A 14,164-nucleotide genomic window follows, 5' to 3' on the forward strand; every position below is an offset into this window, starting at 1 on the left:
GAGAAACCCATGAATGTTGTGACCACCGACCTGCCCGGTGTTTTGATCATCGAGCCCAAGGTTTTCGGTGACGATCGTGGTTTTTTCTACGAAAGTTTCAACGCGAAGGTTTTCAAGGAAGCCACTGGCCTTAGCACTCAATTCATTCAGGACAACCATTCGCGCTCGCAAAAAGGCGTGCTGCGCGGGCTGCATTACCAACTTGAGAATACCCAGGACAAACTGGTTCGGGTCTGTGCCGGGGAAATCCTTGATGTGGCTGTTGATGTGCGGCGCAGTTCGCCACATTTCGGCCAGTGGGTTGCCGTGCGTCTTTCTGCGCAGAACAATCGCCAACTGTGGATTCCCAAGGGTTTCGCCCACGGTTTCCTGGTGTTGAGTGAGTTCGCCGAGGTTTTGTACAAAACCACTGAGTACTACAACCCATCGGCCGAACGCAGCATTCGCTGGGACGACCCCGACCTGGCCATCGACTGGCCGCTCGATACTGCGCCGCAACTGTCGGCCAGGGACCAGGCCGCGGCATTTTTCAAGGACGCCGACGTCTTCGACTGACACACCGCTCGCACCGGCCGCAAGGTGCGCAGACTGCGTCGGCAAGCCTAGGCATAATGCACCTGTATCCACAGGCGCTCGATGCTCATGACTCCAACCCTTCCCCGCAGACCCCGCTGGCGCAGCCTGGCCCTGCTCGCACTGTGCCTGGCGCCCTTGCTGTGGCCGCTGGAGCATCTGGCCGAGCGCTATTACCGCAGCGAATTGGCTGGGCAGAATCGCCAGACCCTCGATCTCTACGTCGCCAACCTGCTGGGCACCCTGCACCGTTATGAAGTACTGCCGCAGATCCTCGGCGACCTGCCGGCCCTGCGCGCCGTGCTTGGCGCGCCAGACGATGGTGTCACCCAAGGCAACGCCAATCGCCTGCTGAAGAACATCAGTAACCAGACCGGCGCCGAAGTCATGTACCTGATGGACACGACGGGCAAGACCCTGGCCGCCTCCAACTGGGACAAGCACGACAGCTTCGTCGGCCGCAACTTTGCCTTCCGGCCGTACTTCAGCGAAGCCATGGCTGGGCGGCTCGGGCGATTTTTCGGGCTGGGCACCACGTCCGCCAAACGGGGCTACTTCTTTGCCGCCGCCGTGCGAGAGGGCGAAAAAATCATCGGCGTGCTGGTAGTCAAGGTCGACCTCGACCACACCGAGAGCCTATGGGGCAAAACCCCGGAGCAACTGCTGCTGACCGATCACAACGGCGTGGTCATCCTCACCTCGCGGCCGGAATGGCGTTTTCGTTCGACCCGTGAGTTGAGCGAAGAAGAGCGCAAGGCCATTACCGCGATCCAGCCCTACCCCACCCGCGAACCCAAGCCGCTCAAGCTCAATCCCAATGCCTGGTTGACCCAGACTCAGCCGATCGCGGAAACCGGCTGGAACGTCAGCATCCTCGCTCCGCGCACCCTGATCGATCGTCCGGTGCGCACGGTGGTCGCCATCGGTGGCGCGACGCTGCTGGTGTTGATGCTGTTGCTCGGCCTGATGATGCAACGCCGCCGTCATTACCTGGAACGCATCGCCTTCGAAGCCAAGGCCCGACGCGAACTGGAAGGCCGGGTGGCTGAACGTACCAGCGACCTTGAGGGCCTCAACCGCCGACTCAAACAGGAAGTGCTGGAGCGCGAACAGGCCCAGCAAGAACTGGTTCGCGCCCAGGATGACCTGGTGCAGGCTGGCAAGCTCTCGGCGCTGGGAACGATGTCGGCGAGCATCAGCCACGAGCTCAACCAACCGCTGGCAGCCATCCGCAGCTACGCGGAAAACGCCGAAGTGTTGCTCGACCACCAGCGCACCGACGATGCCCGTGGCAACCTCAAGCTGATCAGCGAACTGACCGGGCGCATGGCGTCGATCATCGCTCACCTGCGCGCCTTTGCCCGGCGCGACCGCCACGCCCCGGAAAGCGTCGCCCTGCAACCGGCGCTGGACGATGCCCTGGCCTTGTTGGCCAAGCGCCGGCGCAGCATGGAAGTCGAGCTGATCCGCGACTTGCCCGCCGCCACGTTGTGGGTCGAGGCCGGAGAAACCCGCCTGCGCCAGGTGCTGGGCAACCTGCTGGCCAACGCCCTCGATGCCCTGACGGAAAAAGGTCCGCCGCGTAAACTCTGGCTGAGTGCCCAATCCACGGGCGAAGGCGTCAACCTGTACATTCGCGATAACGGCCCCGGTTTCTGCCTGGAGGCCCTGGGCCGCGCCAGCGAGCCCTTCTACACCACCAAGACCCGTACCCAGGGGCTTGGGTTGGGGCTGGCGATCTGCGAGACCCTGATGCGCGCCTTCGGCGGCGAACTGTCGTTCGCCAACCACAAGGAGGGCGGCGCCCTGATTACCCTGAAGCTACGCGCAGGCGCACCGGGTGTGAGCCTGCAACCGTCCGAGGACCGAAGTGCATGAGCATCGACAATCGCATCCAGGTCGTGTTGATCGACGACGATCCCCACCTGCGCCAGGCCTTGAGCCAGACCCTGGACCTCGCCGGCCTGAAGATTCTGCCGCTGGCCGAAGCCAAGGGCCTGGCCGCACAACTGGAGCGCGACTGGCCAGGCGTGGTCGTCAGCGATATTCGCATGCCAGGCATGGACGGCATCGAACTGCTGACCGAACTCCACGCCCAGGATCCGGAACTGCCGGTGCTGTTGATCACCGGCCACGGCGATGTGCCGCTGGCGGTGCAAGCCATGCGCGCCGGTGCCTATGATTTTCTGGAAAAACCCTTCGCCAGCGATGCGCTGCTCGACAGCGTGCGCCGTGCCCTGGCCTTGCGCCGACTGGTGCTGGACAACCGCAGCCTGCGCCTGGCCCTGAGCGATCGCAATGAATTGAGCACGCGCCTGGTCGGGCAGTCGCCCTCGATGCTGCGTCTGCGCGAGCAAATCGGCGCCTTGGCGGCAACTCGGGCAGACGTGCTGATCCTCGGCGAGACCGGGGCCGGCAAGGAAGTGGTCGCACGAGCCTTGCATGACCTGTCGAGTCGGCGCAGTGGTCCGTTCGTGGCGATCAACGCCGGAGCGTTGGCCGAGTCGGTGGTCGAAAGCGAGTTGTTCGGGCATGAGCCCGGTGCTTTCACGGGCGCGCAGAAACGCCGCATCGGCAAGTTCGAATTTGCCAACGGTGGCACGTTGTTTCTCGATGAGATCGAAAGCATGAGCCTGGATGTCCAGGTGAAATTGCTGCGCTTGCTGCAGGAGCGGGTGGTCGAACGCCTGGGCGGCAACCAACTGATCCCGCTGGACATCCGCATCATCGCCGCCACCAAGGAAGACCTGCGCCAGGCCGCCGATCAGGGCCGATTCCGTGCCGACTTGTACTATCGCCTGAACGTCGCGCCATTGCGCATTCCCCCCCTGCGCGAACGCGGTGAGGACGCGCTGGTGCTGTTCCAGCATTTCGCCGATGAAGCCAGCGCCCGCCACGGCTTGCCGCCCCATGAACTGCAACCCGGACAACGCGCCCTGCTGTTGCGCCACGCCTGGCCCGGCAACGTGCGCGAGTTGCAGAATGCTGCCGAACGCTTCGCCCTTGGCCTGGAACTGGCGCTGGATAACAACGAGGTGCAAGGCACGGTCGGCACGACGGTAGAAATGGTCAGCGGCGGGTTGAGCGAGCAAGTGGAAAACTTCGAAAAAACCTTGATTGCCGCCGAACTGGCGCGCTCGCACAGCTCGGTGCGCAGCGTCGCCGAAGCGCTTGGCATTCCACGCAAGACCTTGCATGACAAATTGCGCAAGCACGGCTTGAGCTTCGCCGATAGTGGCGCCCCCACCCACAGCGACGACCTCGATTGAGCCACCGCCCACTTATCCACTGCAAACAAGAGGCCCCTGAATGAGCCGCGACAGTCGTCAACTGGAATCCGTCCTCCATCACGACATTCCCCTCACCCGGGACATGGGCCTGAAGGTGCTCGACTGGCACGATCAACAACTGCGCCTGTACTTGCCGCTGGACGCCAACGTCAATCACAAGAGCACCATGTTCGGCGGCAGCCTGTATTGTGGCGCAGTGCTGGCCGGTTGGGGCTGGCTGCATCTGCGCCTCAAAGAAGAAGGGATAACCGACGGACACATCGTTATTCAGGAAGGGCAGATCAACTACCCGCTGCCGGTGACAGGGGATGCACATGCCATTTGCCAGGCGCCGGGTGCACAGGTGTGGAAGAAATTCCTGGCGATGTATCAGCGATACGGACGGGCGCGGCTGGTCCTGCACACGCGGGTGGTGAACGCGGGTAGCGATGAGGATGCGGTGAAGTTCGAAGGGCAATACGTGTTGCACCGGTAAATCAAAGTTCGCAGCCTGCGGCAGCTCCTACAGGGTTATGTGTATACCTGTAGGAGCTGCCGCAGGCTGCGATCTTTTGATTTTAATCTCGAGCCAGCGCCAACAGTTTCTCCCGCCATGTAGCCTTGGCCGGCAGTGCGAGGAAAAATTCGTTCAGCAGCGATTCCCGCGCTGGATAGCAGAACGGAGCGCCATTGAGATCCAGCACCTCGCCACCCGCCCCTTCCAGCACGCCTTGCGCCGCCGCCGTGTCCCACTGCGAAGTCGGCGCCAGCCGTGGATAACAATCCGCCGCCCCCTCGGCCAACAGGCAGAATTTCAGGGAGCTGCCGATACTGGCCAGTACCAGTTCACCCAGGCTGGCACTCAATCCGGCCAGCAAGCGTTCCTGTTGTGGACTGGAATGGCGACGGCTGGCCACCACGGTGAACGGTTGGCCAGGCTCCAGCACCTCACGCACCTGAATCGCCACGGGCGTACCCCCCTGATCGCAACGCCACGCGCCGAGCTCGGAGCCTCCGACATAGTAACGCCCGCTAGTCGGCATCGACACCACGCCAAATACCACGCGCCCCTGTTCGATCAACGCGATGTTGACGGTGAACTCTTCGCTGCCGCTGATGAATTCCTTGGTCCCGTCCAACGGATCGACCAACCACCAGCGCTGCCAACTGGCGCGAACACTCTGCGGGATGTTGGCGTCTTCTTCGGACAACACCGGAATACTCGGATCAAGCGCCGTCAGCCCGGCCAGAATCAGATGGTGAGCAGCCATGTCTGCGGCAGTCACGGGTGAATCGTCAGTCTTGGCAGTCACCGCCGTGCCGACGCGCCAAAACGGCAAGATCGCCTCGCCGGCCTTCAATGCCAGCTCGACCACCGGCGCCATCAACGGATGGGGAAAATTCATGGCTGGAACACCCCGCGCTGGATCAGCAGGTCACGGGCCAGGTACAACGCCGCCAAGGCACGGCCTTCAGTGAACTTCGGGTTCTGCGCCAGCGCCGACAATTCGCGCAGGTTGATCTTGTCCACGCCCATCGGCTCCGGCTCGTCACCTTCCAGGCGCTCTTCGTACAGATCAGTGGCCAACACCACCTGGATTTTCTGGCTCATGTAACCAGGTGACAACGACAGCTCGGTCAGATGTTCCAACTGTCGCGCGCCATAACCTGCCTCTTCCTTGAGCTCGCGTTCGGCTGCCGCCAAAACGTCCTCGCCTGGCTCGATCAAGCCTTTAGGCAGGGATAATTCGTATGCATCGGTACCGCCGCAGTACTCTTCGACCAATACGGCATGGTCGGCATCGAGCATCGCCACGATCATCACGGCACCATAGCCTGCGCCCTTGCCGACCAATCGCTCATAGGTGCGCTCTACGCCGTTGGAAAAACGCAGCTTCAGCTCCTCGACGCAGAACAAACGGCTGGTGGCGACAATCTCGCGGGCGAGGATGGTGGGTTTCTGGCGCATGAGCGGCTCCTGGGCGATAGCGGGTTACTATACCCGGCCTATCCTGATTGTTGTCCCCGGATACCTTTTTTTACCGTTGGAGAAGTTTTTATGTCCCTGCTGCCCTGGCACGACATCGATACCGTTCTGCTGGACATGGACGGCACGCTGCTGGACCTGCACTTCGACAACCATTTCTGGCTGGAGCACTTGCCCCAGCGTTATGCCGAACTGCACGGGGTGAGCCGGGCAATGGCCGAACTGGAATTGCAGCCGTTATTTGAACGCAATGCCGGTCAGCTGCAGTGGTACTGCCTGGATTTCTGGAGTACCGAACTGAAACTACCCGTGCGCGAGCTGAAACTGGAAACGGCTCATCTGATCGCCTTGCGCCCGGATGCGGACACCTTCCTGGCGGCGATCAAGCGTGCAGGCAAGCGTGTGGTGCTGATCACCAATGCGCATCGCGATTCGCTGTCATTGAAGCTGGAAAGAATCGAGCTGGCGCCGTATTTCGAACGTTTGATCAGCTCCCACGATTACGGTTTCCCCAAGGAAAACCCGCAGTTCTGGGATGCCTTGCAGGCCGACATCGACTTCGACCCGGCGCGCAGCCTGTTTATCGACGACACACTGCCGATCCTGCGCAGTGCCCGGGAGTTCGGCGTGGCGCATTTACTGGCGGTGAAAGAGCCGGATAGCCGTAAAGGGCCCAAGGACACGGGAGAATTTGCGGCGGTCGGGGATTATCGGGATTTGATAACTGGCCTTTGATTCCTGTAGGAGCTGCCGCAGGCTGCGATCTTTTGACTTTGATCGTAAAAAACCAGATCAAAAGATCGCAGCCTGCGGCAGCTCCTACAGGGCCTCACATTATTCAGGAATCCGCAGCGATTGCCCCGGATAGATCTTGTTCACATCCTTGAGCATCGGTTTGTTGGCTTCGAAGATTTTGTTGTACAGGTTGGCATTGCCGTACACGCGCAGGGAAATGGCGCTCAAGGTGTCGCCCTTCTCGACCACGACAAACTTCGCGGCCACGACCACTGGACCGGTCACGGTGATCTGGTCTTCAACACCGCTGACACCCGCCACGTTGCCCAGCGTCAGGAGAATTTTTTCCTTCTCTTCCTGCGTCTTCGCTTCGCCGCTGGCGATGACCTTATCGCCCTCGACCTTCACCTGAATCTTGGAAGTATCGATCCCCGTCAACGCACTCTGTACATGCTTGGTCAATGCCTCGCTGTTGGCTTCAGCCTTGTCCGGCGTCAACGCGTCGAGAATTTTTTCACCGGCTTCTTTGAGAAAACTGAACAGGCTCATTGTTTCGCTCTCCTTGGGTTTCGGGTTCCAGACGCAAAAGCCTAGACCACGGCAGCCGTTTGCCAATCCAAACCGACCAATGACGCCGCTTGCGCTAGAATCGACCCCTTCCCGCAGCCTGGAGCGAAGATGGACATCAAGCAGCTGAAATTCCTCATCGCTCTGGATGAAACCCGCCATTTCGGCCAAGCCGCCGCACGCTGCCATATTACCCAGCCGACCCTGTCCATGCGCCTGCGCAGCCTCGAGGAAGAACTCGATCTGCCACTGGTCAATCGCGGCCAGCGCTTTGAAGGCTTTACTGCACCTGGCGAGAGGGTGCTGGCCTGGGCGCGCACCGTCTTGGCAGCCTATGACGGCCTGTACGCCGAGGCGGCGGCCTGTCGCGGCAATCTGGTCGGCACCTTGCGCCTGGGCGTGGTGCCGCTGTCGAGTTTCGATCCGTTGCCGCTGATGCAGCGCCTGCACGCAGAACACCCGAACCTGCGCTTTGAACTCTCGGCGCTGAGCTCCGAGCAGATCCTCGAACAGCTGGCGAACAATCGCCTGGACCTCGGCGTGTCCTACCTCGAACGCCTGGATGCCGAGCGTTTCGACTCCTTCGCCTTCAGTGAAACCCGCATGGGCCTGCTCTACGATCAGCGCTTCTTTACCTTTGGCGAAGCACCGCTGAGCTGGGAATCGTTGATCGAGTTGCCGCTGGGCATGCTCACCAGCGGCATGCACTTTCGCCAATCCATCGACCACAACTTCCACAGCCGCGGCCTCAACCCACAACCTTTGTTGCAAACCGATGCCGTGCATCAACTGTTACAAGCTGTGCATGGCGGCTTGTGCTGCGCGGTGATGCCGTTGGACGGTGGACTGGAAGGGCTGACCGAGCACTTGCGCCTGCAACCGATCGAAAACGCCCAAACCCTTGGCCGGCTGGGCCTGATCATGCGCCGCAGCGCGCCACGTTCGGCCCTGGCTGAAGCCTGTTTCGCGGTTTATCAACAATCACTGATCGGCGCTTGATCGAGGGCATCTATCGGTAGATCAGTAATAGCAATTAGACGTGGCAAGTTGCCGCGCCTAGTCTTAAAGCTGATCAATCCCTCGGTGATGCCATGAACGCCAAGCGCCCAGCCTGCGCGGCGCCTGCCCTCGAAACGCCTGCGCCCGCCGCCAGCCACACCTATAGCTACAGCAACCTCGAGCACTCGGAGTCAGCCAGCACCGCGCTGGCCGAGGAAGTCGCGTTGGCGATTGCCTTTAACGGTATCAGCCAGGCGGTGATGCTGGTGACGCCCACCGACCTTGAAGATTTCATCGTCGGCTTCAGCCTGGGCAGCGGCATTATCCAGGACGCCTCGGATATCTATGACCTGCAACTCAGCGGCTCGGGCTCAGCGCAGTACGCGCAGGTGACCATCGCCAATCGCGCGTTCTGGAACCTCAAGCAACAGCGTCGGCAGCTGGCCGGTACCAGCGGTTGCGGGCTCTGTGGTGTGGAAGCGGTGGAGCAGGCATTGCCCGAGCTCGAAGTATTGCCCGGCGCGCCCCTGCCACCGGCTGAATGGCTGGACGGCCTGCGCCAGCGCATCAGCGCGTTCCAGCCACTTGGCCAGCACTGCGGGGCGGTGCATGCGGCCGTGTTCATGAACGACCAAGGCCAACTGTTGCTGGGTCGCGAAGATATCGGCCGGCACAACGCGCTGGATAAATTGATTGGCGGCTTGGTCCGCCAAAACATTTCGACGGCTGGCGGACTGGCGATTGTCACCAGTCGATGCAGCCTCGAATTGATCCAGAAAGTCTTGCGCGCCGGCATCCAGACTCTGGTCAGCCTGTCTTCGCCCACCGGGCTCGCTGTGCAATGGGCCCGTCGCCACAACCTCAATCTCATTCATCTGCCACAAAAGAATGCGCCGCGGGTCTACAGCCCAGCGTTGGAGAACCAAGCGTGAGTCAACACCGTCAAGCCGACCAGACACCCGTCCCTCGCTACAAACCCTACAAAGGCCCGGCCGGAGGCTGGGGCGCACTGATCAGCGTCGCCCAGGCCTGGTTGACCAGCGACAACGCGCTGAAAAACCTGCGCATGATGCTCAAGACCAACAAGACCGGCGGCTTCGACTGCCCCGGTTGCGCCTGGGGCGATTCCAATGAAGGCGGCATGGTGATGTTCTGCGAGAACGGCGCCAAAGCGGTGAACTGGGAAGCGACCAAGCGCCGCGTCGATGCCAAGTTTTTCGCCAGGCACAGCGTCACGTCGTTGCTCGAACAAAGCGACTACTGGCTTGAGTATCAGGGTCGGCTGACCGAGCCGATGAGCTATGACGCAGAGACCGATCGCTACAAGCCGATCAGTTGGGACGCCGCCTTTGCGCTGATCGCCAAACATCTGAACGGCTTGTCGAGCCCGAATCAGGCCGAGTTCTACACCTCGGGCCGGGCCAGTAACGAAGCAGCCTTTTTGTACCAGCTGTTCGTGCGCGCCTACGGCACCAACAACTTCCCTGACTGTTCGAATATGTGCCACGAGGCTAGCGGCGTGGCATTGGCGCAAAGTGTCGGCGTCGGCAAAGGCACCGTCACCTTCGACGATTTCGAACACGCCGATGCCATTTTCGTCTGGGGCCAGAACCCCGGCACCAACCATCCACGGATGCTCGAACCGTTGCGAGAGGCAGTCAAACGCGGCGCCCAGGTGGTGTGCATCAACCCGCTTAAAGAGCGCGGCCTGGAACGCTTCCAGCACCCGCAACACGCGATTGAAATGCTTACCAACGGCGACAAACCGACCAATACCGCGTTCTTCCGACCGGCATTGGGCGGCGACATGGCGATCATGCGCGGCATGGCCAAATTCCTGCTGCAATGGGAACGCGACGCACAGAAAGCGGGTGAGCCTGCGGTGTTCGATCACGCCTTCCTCAATGAACACAGCGTCAATGTCCTGGACTACCTGGCCGCCATCGACGACACCCCATGGCAACAGATCGTCGAGCAGTCGGGACTGCCTCTGGTGGAAATCGAACAAGCGGCGCGCATGTATGCCAAGGGCAAGAACGTCATCATGTGCTGGGCCATGGGGATCACCCAGCATCGCCATTCGGTAGCGACCATCCAGGAAATCGCCAACCTGATGTTGCTGCGCGGCAACATCGGTCGGCCAGGCGCCGGCCTGTGCCCGGTGCGTGGCCATAGCAACGTGCAGGGTGACCGGACCATGGGCATCAACGAACGTCCACCCGTGGCATTCCTCGATGCCCTGGAACGACGCTTCCAGTTCAAGGTGCCGCGCGAAAACGGCCACAACGTGGTCGAGGCGATTCATGCCATGGCCGAAGGTCGGGCCAAGGTTTTCATCGGTCTGGGCGGCAACTTCGCTCAAGCGACTCCAGACAGCCCGCGTACCTTCCAGGCCCTGCGCAACTGCGACCTGACCGTGCAGATCAGCACCAAGCTCAACCGCAGCCACCTGACGCACGGTAAAGAGGCCCTGATTCTGCCGTGCCTGGGCCGGACCGATATCGACCGGCAAACCCAAGGTCCTCAAGCGGTGACCGTCGAAGACTCGTTCAGCATGGTCCACGCCTCCAATGGCCAGCTGGAGCCGCTCTCGCAGCAGATGCGTTCTGAGCCAGCGATCCTGGCAGGCATCGCGGCAGCCACGCTGGGCAACCAGCCGGTGGACTGGAACTGGCTGGTGGCAGACTACAGCCGCATCCGCGACTTGATTGCCGATACCATTCCCGGCTTCAAGGACTTCAACGAGAGAGTCAAGAACCCGGGCGGGTTCTACCTGGGCAACAGCGCCGGTGCGCGCAAGTGGAACACTGCATCAGGCCGGGCCAATTTCCGCCCAAATGCGTTGCCCAAGGACCTGGTGCATGAGCGCACCCGTGCTACCGGTGTGTTGCCGGACCTGATCATGCAATCGATGCGCTCCCACGATCAGTACAACACCACGATCTATGGCCTCAATGACCGTTATCGCGGAGTGAAGGGGCAGCGTGACGTGCTGTTCGTCAACGAAGCCGACATCATTCGCCTGGGCTTCAAGCCGGGGCAGAAGGCCGATATCGTTTCAATCTGGGATGACGGACTTGAGCGCCGGGTGAAAGGCTTCACGCTGCTGGCATTTGATATTCCAGCGGGGCAAGCAGCGGCGTACTATCCGGAAGTGAACCCGCTGGTGCCGCTGGAAAGCACCGGGGATGGCAGCCATACACCAACATCCAAGTTCGTGGCGATCCGGCTGGAAGCGGCGAGTGAGACCGGATTGATCATGGCAAAGTCTGCTTAAAGCAAAATCAAAGATCGCAGCCTTCGGCAGCTCCTACGCTGATCTCTGCAGGAGCTGCCGCAGGCTGCGATCTTTTAGCCGTGTCGCTGGCAAAACAATTTCCAAACGCCCACAAAAAAGGCCGTTTCCTCATGAAAACGGCCTATCCGAAGTAGTAAAAGACCGGCGAAAAACCATTAAGTTCCGCCCAAAAAACAGTAACTTATAGAAATGTGCTGAAGTCGTGTTACTCGTCGGATTTCGATTGTCACACCCCTTACACAGCCTCAGGATCGCGTCGTCATCCCCTTGAGGTTCCTCCATGAAGTTCTCCTCGATTCTCTTGTTGTCCCTTGGCCTGGTCAGTGGCATGGCCTCCGCTGGCGGCACCACCGAAGCAGGTGTGGGCGGCGCATTGGGCGGGGTTTTGGGCTCAGTCGTCGGCCAATCGCTTGGCGGCAGTACAGGTTCCACCATTGGCGCGGCCCTGGGCGGCGCGGGTGGTAGCGCAGTCGGCGCAGACAAACACAGCCGTGGCGAAGCCGCCATTGGCGGTGCGTTGGGCGCAGCAGGCGGTAACGTGGTCGGTCGCAGCATGGGCGGCACCACCGGCAGCCTGATCGGCTCCGCAGCAGGCGGCGGTGCCGGTGGCGCGCTGGGTAACTACATGGGTAACAAGGCCGATGAGGACGACGATGATGATCGTCGCTACCGTGGCCATGATGATCGTCGTTACTACCGTGACGGCCACCCAGGTCGCGGTCACGCCTATGGCCATCGCAAGCATCACAAGTACTACCGCCATCGTCACTGATCCCGAAAGGGTTCACTGACAGATAAAAATCGCAGCCCGAGGGCTGCGATTTTTTTTGCCTGGTTTAAACCACCAGACACTCCAATGCATTGCGCAACCCGGCCGGAATCGCCACCGGCTGATTCGATGCCCGTTCGACAAACACATGCACGAAGCGCCCGGCTGCGCAGGCCTCGTCGTCCCCTTGCTTGAACACTGCCAACTCGTACTGCACCGAGCTGTTGCCCAACTTGCCGACCCGCAAGCCGACCTCGATCCGGTCCGGGAAGGCGATGGAAGCAAAGTAGTCGCAGGCTGAACTCACCACGAACCCCACCACCTCGCCATCGTGTATATCCAGGCCACCGACTTCGATCAGGTAGGTGTTCACCGCTGTGTCGAAAAAACTGTAGTAGGTAACGTTGTTGACGTGACCGTAGGCATCGTTGTCGTGCCAGCGTGTGGTGATGGGTTGGAAGTGTGGATAGTCGCAGCGTTGGGGCATTGGTGTGGATTCCTGAGTGTGTTCGCCAGTCTAAAGCGAAATCGCAGTATCTTTCTTCGCGAGCAGGCTCGCTCCCACAGGGATCTTAGTCGTACATAAAATTTGGGTTCACTGAAGATCAACTGTGGGAGCGAGCCTGCTCGCGATGGCGCCCTCGCAGGCGCCACTTCAATCACTTGTCCGCAAACCCTCTACCTGCCGCCGCCAACTCACCAATCAACCGCGCCGGGCGCCAGTGATCACCCTGGCGGGTCTCAAGCGCCAGCAGGCGTTGATGAATATCCGCCAACCCTTGCTGATCTGCCCAGGCCATTGGCCCACCCTTGTCCGCCGGGAATCCGTATCCGTTGAGGTACACCAGATCGATGTCGTGGGCCGATCCGGCAATGCCCTCCTGAAGGATCTTCGCACCCTCGTTGACCAATGCCAGCAAGCAGCGTTCCAGAATTTCCTCCGGGCTGATTTCACGGCGATGGAAACCCAGCCCTTCGCTGACTTCCAACACCAATGCATCGACCATCGGATCGTGCTCAGCCTGGCGACTGCCCGGCTCGTAGTGGTAGTAGCCGTCGCCGCTCTTCTGACCGAAACGGCCCTGCTCACACAGACGGTTATCCACCTGCACCTCGGGTGCATCCTGCCCTACACCGGACAGTTGCCGGGCGCGCCATTGCAGATCGACGCCAACCACATCGAACATACGGAATGGCCCCATGGCGAAACCAAAGCCTTGCAGCGCCGCATCGACCTGATAGGGATAAGCGCCCTCCAGCAGCATTTTGCGGGCTTCCAGCACGTAGGTGTTGAGCATGCGATTGCCAATAAAGCCGTCGCAATTGCACGACACCACGCTGACCTTGCCCATGCGCTTGCCCAGCGCCAGCGCAGCATCGATGACCGCCGGTGCAGTCTGGGCACCACGGACGATTTCCAGCAGCTTCATGATGTGGGCCGGGCTGAAGAAGTGCAGGCCCAGGACCTGTTGTGGTCGGCCTGTCACCGCGGCGATGGCGTCGATGTCCAGTGCCGACGTGTTACTCGCCAGAATGGCTTGAGGTTTGAGCAAGCCATCAAGCTCACGGAAGATGGATTGCTTGAGTTCGAGATTTTCGTAGACGGCTTCGATCACCAGGTCGACGTCACGGATAGCCGCATAATCAGCGACCGCCGTGACCCGCGCGATGCGGGCATCGGCCTCGACCTGATCGATGCGTTCCTGTCGAACACTATGGGCATAGGTGTCCGCCACAGTAACCAGTGCCTGTTCAAGCATCTGCGGATTGTTATCGACCCATTGTACCGCTACCCCGGCGTTGGCCAGGCACATGACAATGCCGCGGCCCATGGTGCCCGCGCCGATGACGGCTGCGCGCTGAATATTGAACGGTGTCTGGCTCATGATTATTCTCTTGTTGGCGATCCGAAGACAGCCCTCACCATAGTCAGCCGCCGCGCCTTTTTGAAATTTATTCCTGTGATG

14 protein-coding genes are annotated in these 14,164 nt (G+C 60.7%); 9 read left to right on the forward strand and 5 right to left on the reverse strand.

Annotation, left to right across the window (positions count from 1 at the left end; translation table 11 throughout):
- Nucleotides 1-9: 9 nt before the first annotated feature.
- From rfbC to CGA21_RS22815, 4 genes are all read left to right on the forward strand, one after another.
- Nucleotides 10-555: a dTDP-4-dehydrorhamnose 3,5-epimerase gene (gene rfbC, locus CGA21_RS22800; protein ID WP_020795768.1), complete on the forward strand. Its 546-nt coding sequence runs from the start codon at nt 10-12 to the stop codon at nt 553-555.
- Between the two features lie 87 nt (nt 556-642).
- The gene (locus CGA21_RS22805) at nt 643-2,451 is read left to right on the forward strand and encodes an ATP-binding protein (protein WP_188265094.1); all 1,809 of its coding nucleotides are present in this window, start codon (nt 643-645) and stop codon (nt 2,449-2,451) included.
- Nucleotides 2,448-3,842 (forward strand): sigma-54-dependent transcriptional regulator, encoded by a 1,395-nt coding sequence (locus CGA21_RS22810; protein ID WP_110751909.1) that lies wholly within the window; start codon nt 2,448-2,450, stop codon nt 3,840-3,842. The genes CGA21_RS22805 and CGA21_RS22810 overlap by 4 nt, the downstream gene beginning before the upstream one ends.
- A 40-nt stretch (nt 3,843-3,882) precedes the next feature.
- Nucleotides 3,883-4,338, forward strand: a complete 456-nt coding sequence (locus tag CGA21_RS22815; RefSeq protein WP_110751907.1) for a YiiD C-terminal domain-containing protein — start codon at nt 3,883-3,885, stop codon at nt 4,336-4,338.
- Between the two features lie 82 nt (nt 4,339-4,420).
- Here CGA21_RS22815 and cysQ read toward each other — a convergent pair whose 3' ends face one another.
- Nucleotides 4,421-5,248: a 3'(2'),5'-bisphosphate nucleotidase CysQ gene (gene cysQ, locus CGA21_RS22820; protein WP_188265095.1), complete on the reverse strand. Its 828-nt coding sequence runs from the start codon at nt 5,246-5,248 to the stop codon at nt 4,421-4,423.
- On the reverse strand, nt 5,245-5,811 hold the full coding sequence (gene nudE, locus CGA21_RS22825) for an ADP compounds hydrolase NudE (protein WP_110751903.1): 567 nt from the start codon (nt 5,809-5,811) through the stop codon (nt 5,245-5,247). The genes cysQ and nudE overlap by 4 nt, the downstream gene beginning before the upstream one ends.
- A gap of 90 nt (nt 5,812-5,901) precedes the next feature.
- On the opposite strand from nudE, the gene yrfG reads away from it, so the two are divergent.
- On the forward strand, nt 5,902-6,564 hold the full coding sequence (gene yrfG / locus CGA21_RS22830) for a GMP/IMP nucleotidase (protein ID WP_110751901.1): 663 nt from the start codon (nt 5,902-5,904) through the stop codon (nt 6,562-6,564).
- Nucleotides 6,565-6,663: 99 nt separating this feature from the next.
- Here yrfG and lysM read toward each other — a convergent pair whose 3' ends face one another.
- The gene (gene lysM, locus CGA21_RS22835) at nt 6,664-7,113 is read right to left on the reverse strand and encodes a peptidoglycan-binding protein LysM (RefSeq protein WP_020795775.1); all 450 of its coding nucleotides are present in this window, start codon (nt 7,111-7,113) and stop codon (nt 6,664-6,666) included.
- Between the two features lie 129 nt (nt 7,114-7,242).
- Between lysM and CGA21_RS22840 the strand changes: the two genes are divergently transcribed.
- The 4 genes from CGA21_RS22840 to CGA21_RS22855 all read left to right on the forward strand — a co-directional run bounded on the left by CGA21_RS22840 (nt 7,243) and on the right by CGA21_RS22855 (nt 12,200).
- Nucleotides 7,243-8,130 (forward strand): LysR family transcriptional regulator, encoded by an 888-nt coding sequence (locus tag CGA21_RS22840; RefSeq protein ID WP_110751899.1) that lies wholly within the window; start codon nt 7,243-7,245, stop codon nt 8,128-8,130.
- A gap of 92 nt (nt 8,131-8,222) precedes the next feature.
- The gene (fdhD, locus tag CGA21_RS22845; RefSeq protein ID WP_188265096.1) at nt 8,223-9,062 is read left to right on the forward strand and encodes a formate dehydrogenase accessory sulfurtransferase FdhD; all 840 of its coding nucleotides are present in this window, start codon (nt 8,223-8,225) and stop codon (nt 9,060-9,062) included.
- The gene (locus CGA21_RS22850) at nt 9,059-11,407 is read left to right on the forward strand and encodes an FdhF/YdeP family oxidoreductase (RefSeq protein ID WP_188265097.1); all 2,349 of its coding nucleotides are present in this window, start codon (nt 9,059-9,061) and stop codon (nt 11,405-11,407) included. Before fdhD ends, CGA21_RS22850 begins: the two co-directional genes overlap by 4 nt.
- A 301-nt stretch (nt 11,408-11,708) precedes the next feature.
- Nucleotides 11,709-12,200 (forward strand): glycine zipper domain-containing protein, encoded by a 492-nt coding sequence (locus CGA21_RS22855; RefSeq protein ID WP_110751893.1) that lies wholly within the window; start codon nt 11,709-11,711, stop codon nt 12,198-12,200.
- A 64-nt stretch (nt 12,201-12,264) separates the two neighbouring features.
- On the opposite strand, the gene CGA21_RS22860 is transcribed toward CGA21_RS22855, so the two are convergent.
- Both CGA21_RS22860 and CGA21_RS22865 read right to left on the reverse strand, forming a co-directional pair.
- Nucleotides 12,265-12,684 carry an acyl-CoA thioesterase gene (locus CGA21_RS22860; RefSeq protein WP_188265098.1) on the reverse strand — a complete coding sequence of 140 codons (420 nt, stop codon included), beginning with the start codon at nt 12,682-12,684 and terminating at the stop codon, nt 12,265-12,267.
- A 172-nt stretch (nt 12,685-12,856) separates the two neighbouring features.
- On the reverse strand, nt 12,857-14,083 hold the full coding sequence (locus tag CGA21_RS22865; protein ID WP_188265099.1) for a 3-hydroxyacyl-CoA dehydrogenase: 1,227 nt from the start codon (nt 14,081-14,083) through the stop codon (nt 12,857-12,859).
- Nucleotides 14,084-14,164 lie beyond the last annotated feature (81 nt).

Source organism: Pseudomonas sp. PSB11, from assembly GCF_014596605.1.
Taxonomy (GTDB): Bacteria; Pseudomonadota; Gammaproteobacteria; order Pseudomonadales; family Pseudomonadaceae; genus Aquipseudomonas; species Aquipseudomonas umsongensis.

What these genes read in the sequence shown, in the direction of transcription:
- rfbC (WP_020795768.1), top strand. Translation starts at nt 10, where the DNA reads ATGAATGTTGTGACCACCGACCTGCCCGGTGTTTTGATCATCGAGCCC.
- CGA21_RS22805 (WP_188265094.1), top strand. Translation starts at nt 643, where the DNA reads ATGACTCCAACCCTTCCCCGCAGACCCCGCTGGCGCAGCCTGGCCCTG.
- CGA21_RS22810 (WP_110751909.1), top strand. Translation starts at nt 2,448, where the DNA reads ATGAGCATCGACAATCGCATCCAGGTCGTGTTGATCGACGACGATCCC.
- CGA21_RS22815 (WP_110751907.1), top strand. Translation starts at nt 3,883, where the DNA reads ATGAGCCGCGACAGTCGTCAACTGGAATCCGTCCTCCATCACGACATT.
- cysQ (WP_188265095.1), bottom strand. Translation starts at nt 5,248, where the DNA reads ATGAATTTTCCCCATCCGTTGATGGCGCCGGTGGTCGAGCTGGCATTG.
- nudE (WP_110751903.1), bottom strand. Translation starts at nt 5,811, where the DNA reads ATGCGCCAGAAACCCACCATCCTCGCCCGCGAGATTGTCGCCACCAGC.
- yrfG (WP_110751901.1), top strand. Translation starts at nt 5,902, where the DNA reads ATGTCCCTGCTGCCCTGGCACGACATCGATACCGTTCTGCTGGACATG.
- lysM (WP_020795775.1), bottom strand. Translation starts at nt 7,113, where the DNA reads ATGAGCCTGTTCAGTTTTCTCAAAGAAGCCGGTGAAAAAATTCTCGAC.
- CGA21_RS22840 (WP_110751899.1), top strand. Translation starts at nt 7,243, where the DNA reads ATGGACATCAAGCAGCTGAAATTCCTCATCGCTCTGGATGAAACCCGC.
- fdhD (WP_188265096.1), top strand. Translation starts at nt 8,223, where the DNA reads ATGAACGCCAAGCGCCCAGCCTGCGCGGCGCCTGCCCTCGAAACGCCT.
- CGA21_RS22855 (WP_110751893.1), top strand. Translation starts at nt 11,709, where the DNA reads ATGAAGTTCTCCTCGATTCTCTTGTTGTCCCTTGGCCTGGTCAGTGGC.
- CGA21_RS22860 (WP_188265098.1), bottom strand. Translation starts at nt 12,684, where the DNA reads ATGCCCCAACGCTGCGACTATCCACACTTCCAACCCATCACCACACGC.
- CGA21_RS22865 (WP_188265099.1), bottom strand. Translation starts at nt 14,083, where the DNA reads ATGAGCCAGACACCGTTCAATATTCAGCGCGCAGCCGTCATCGGCGCG.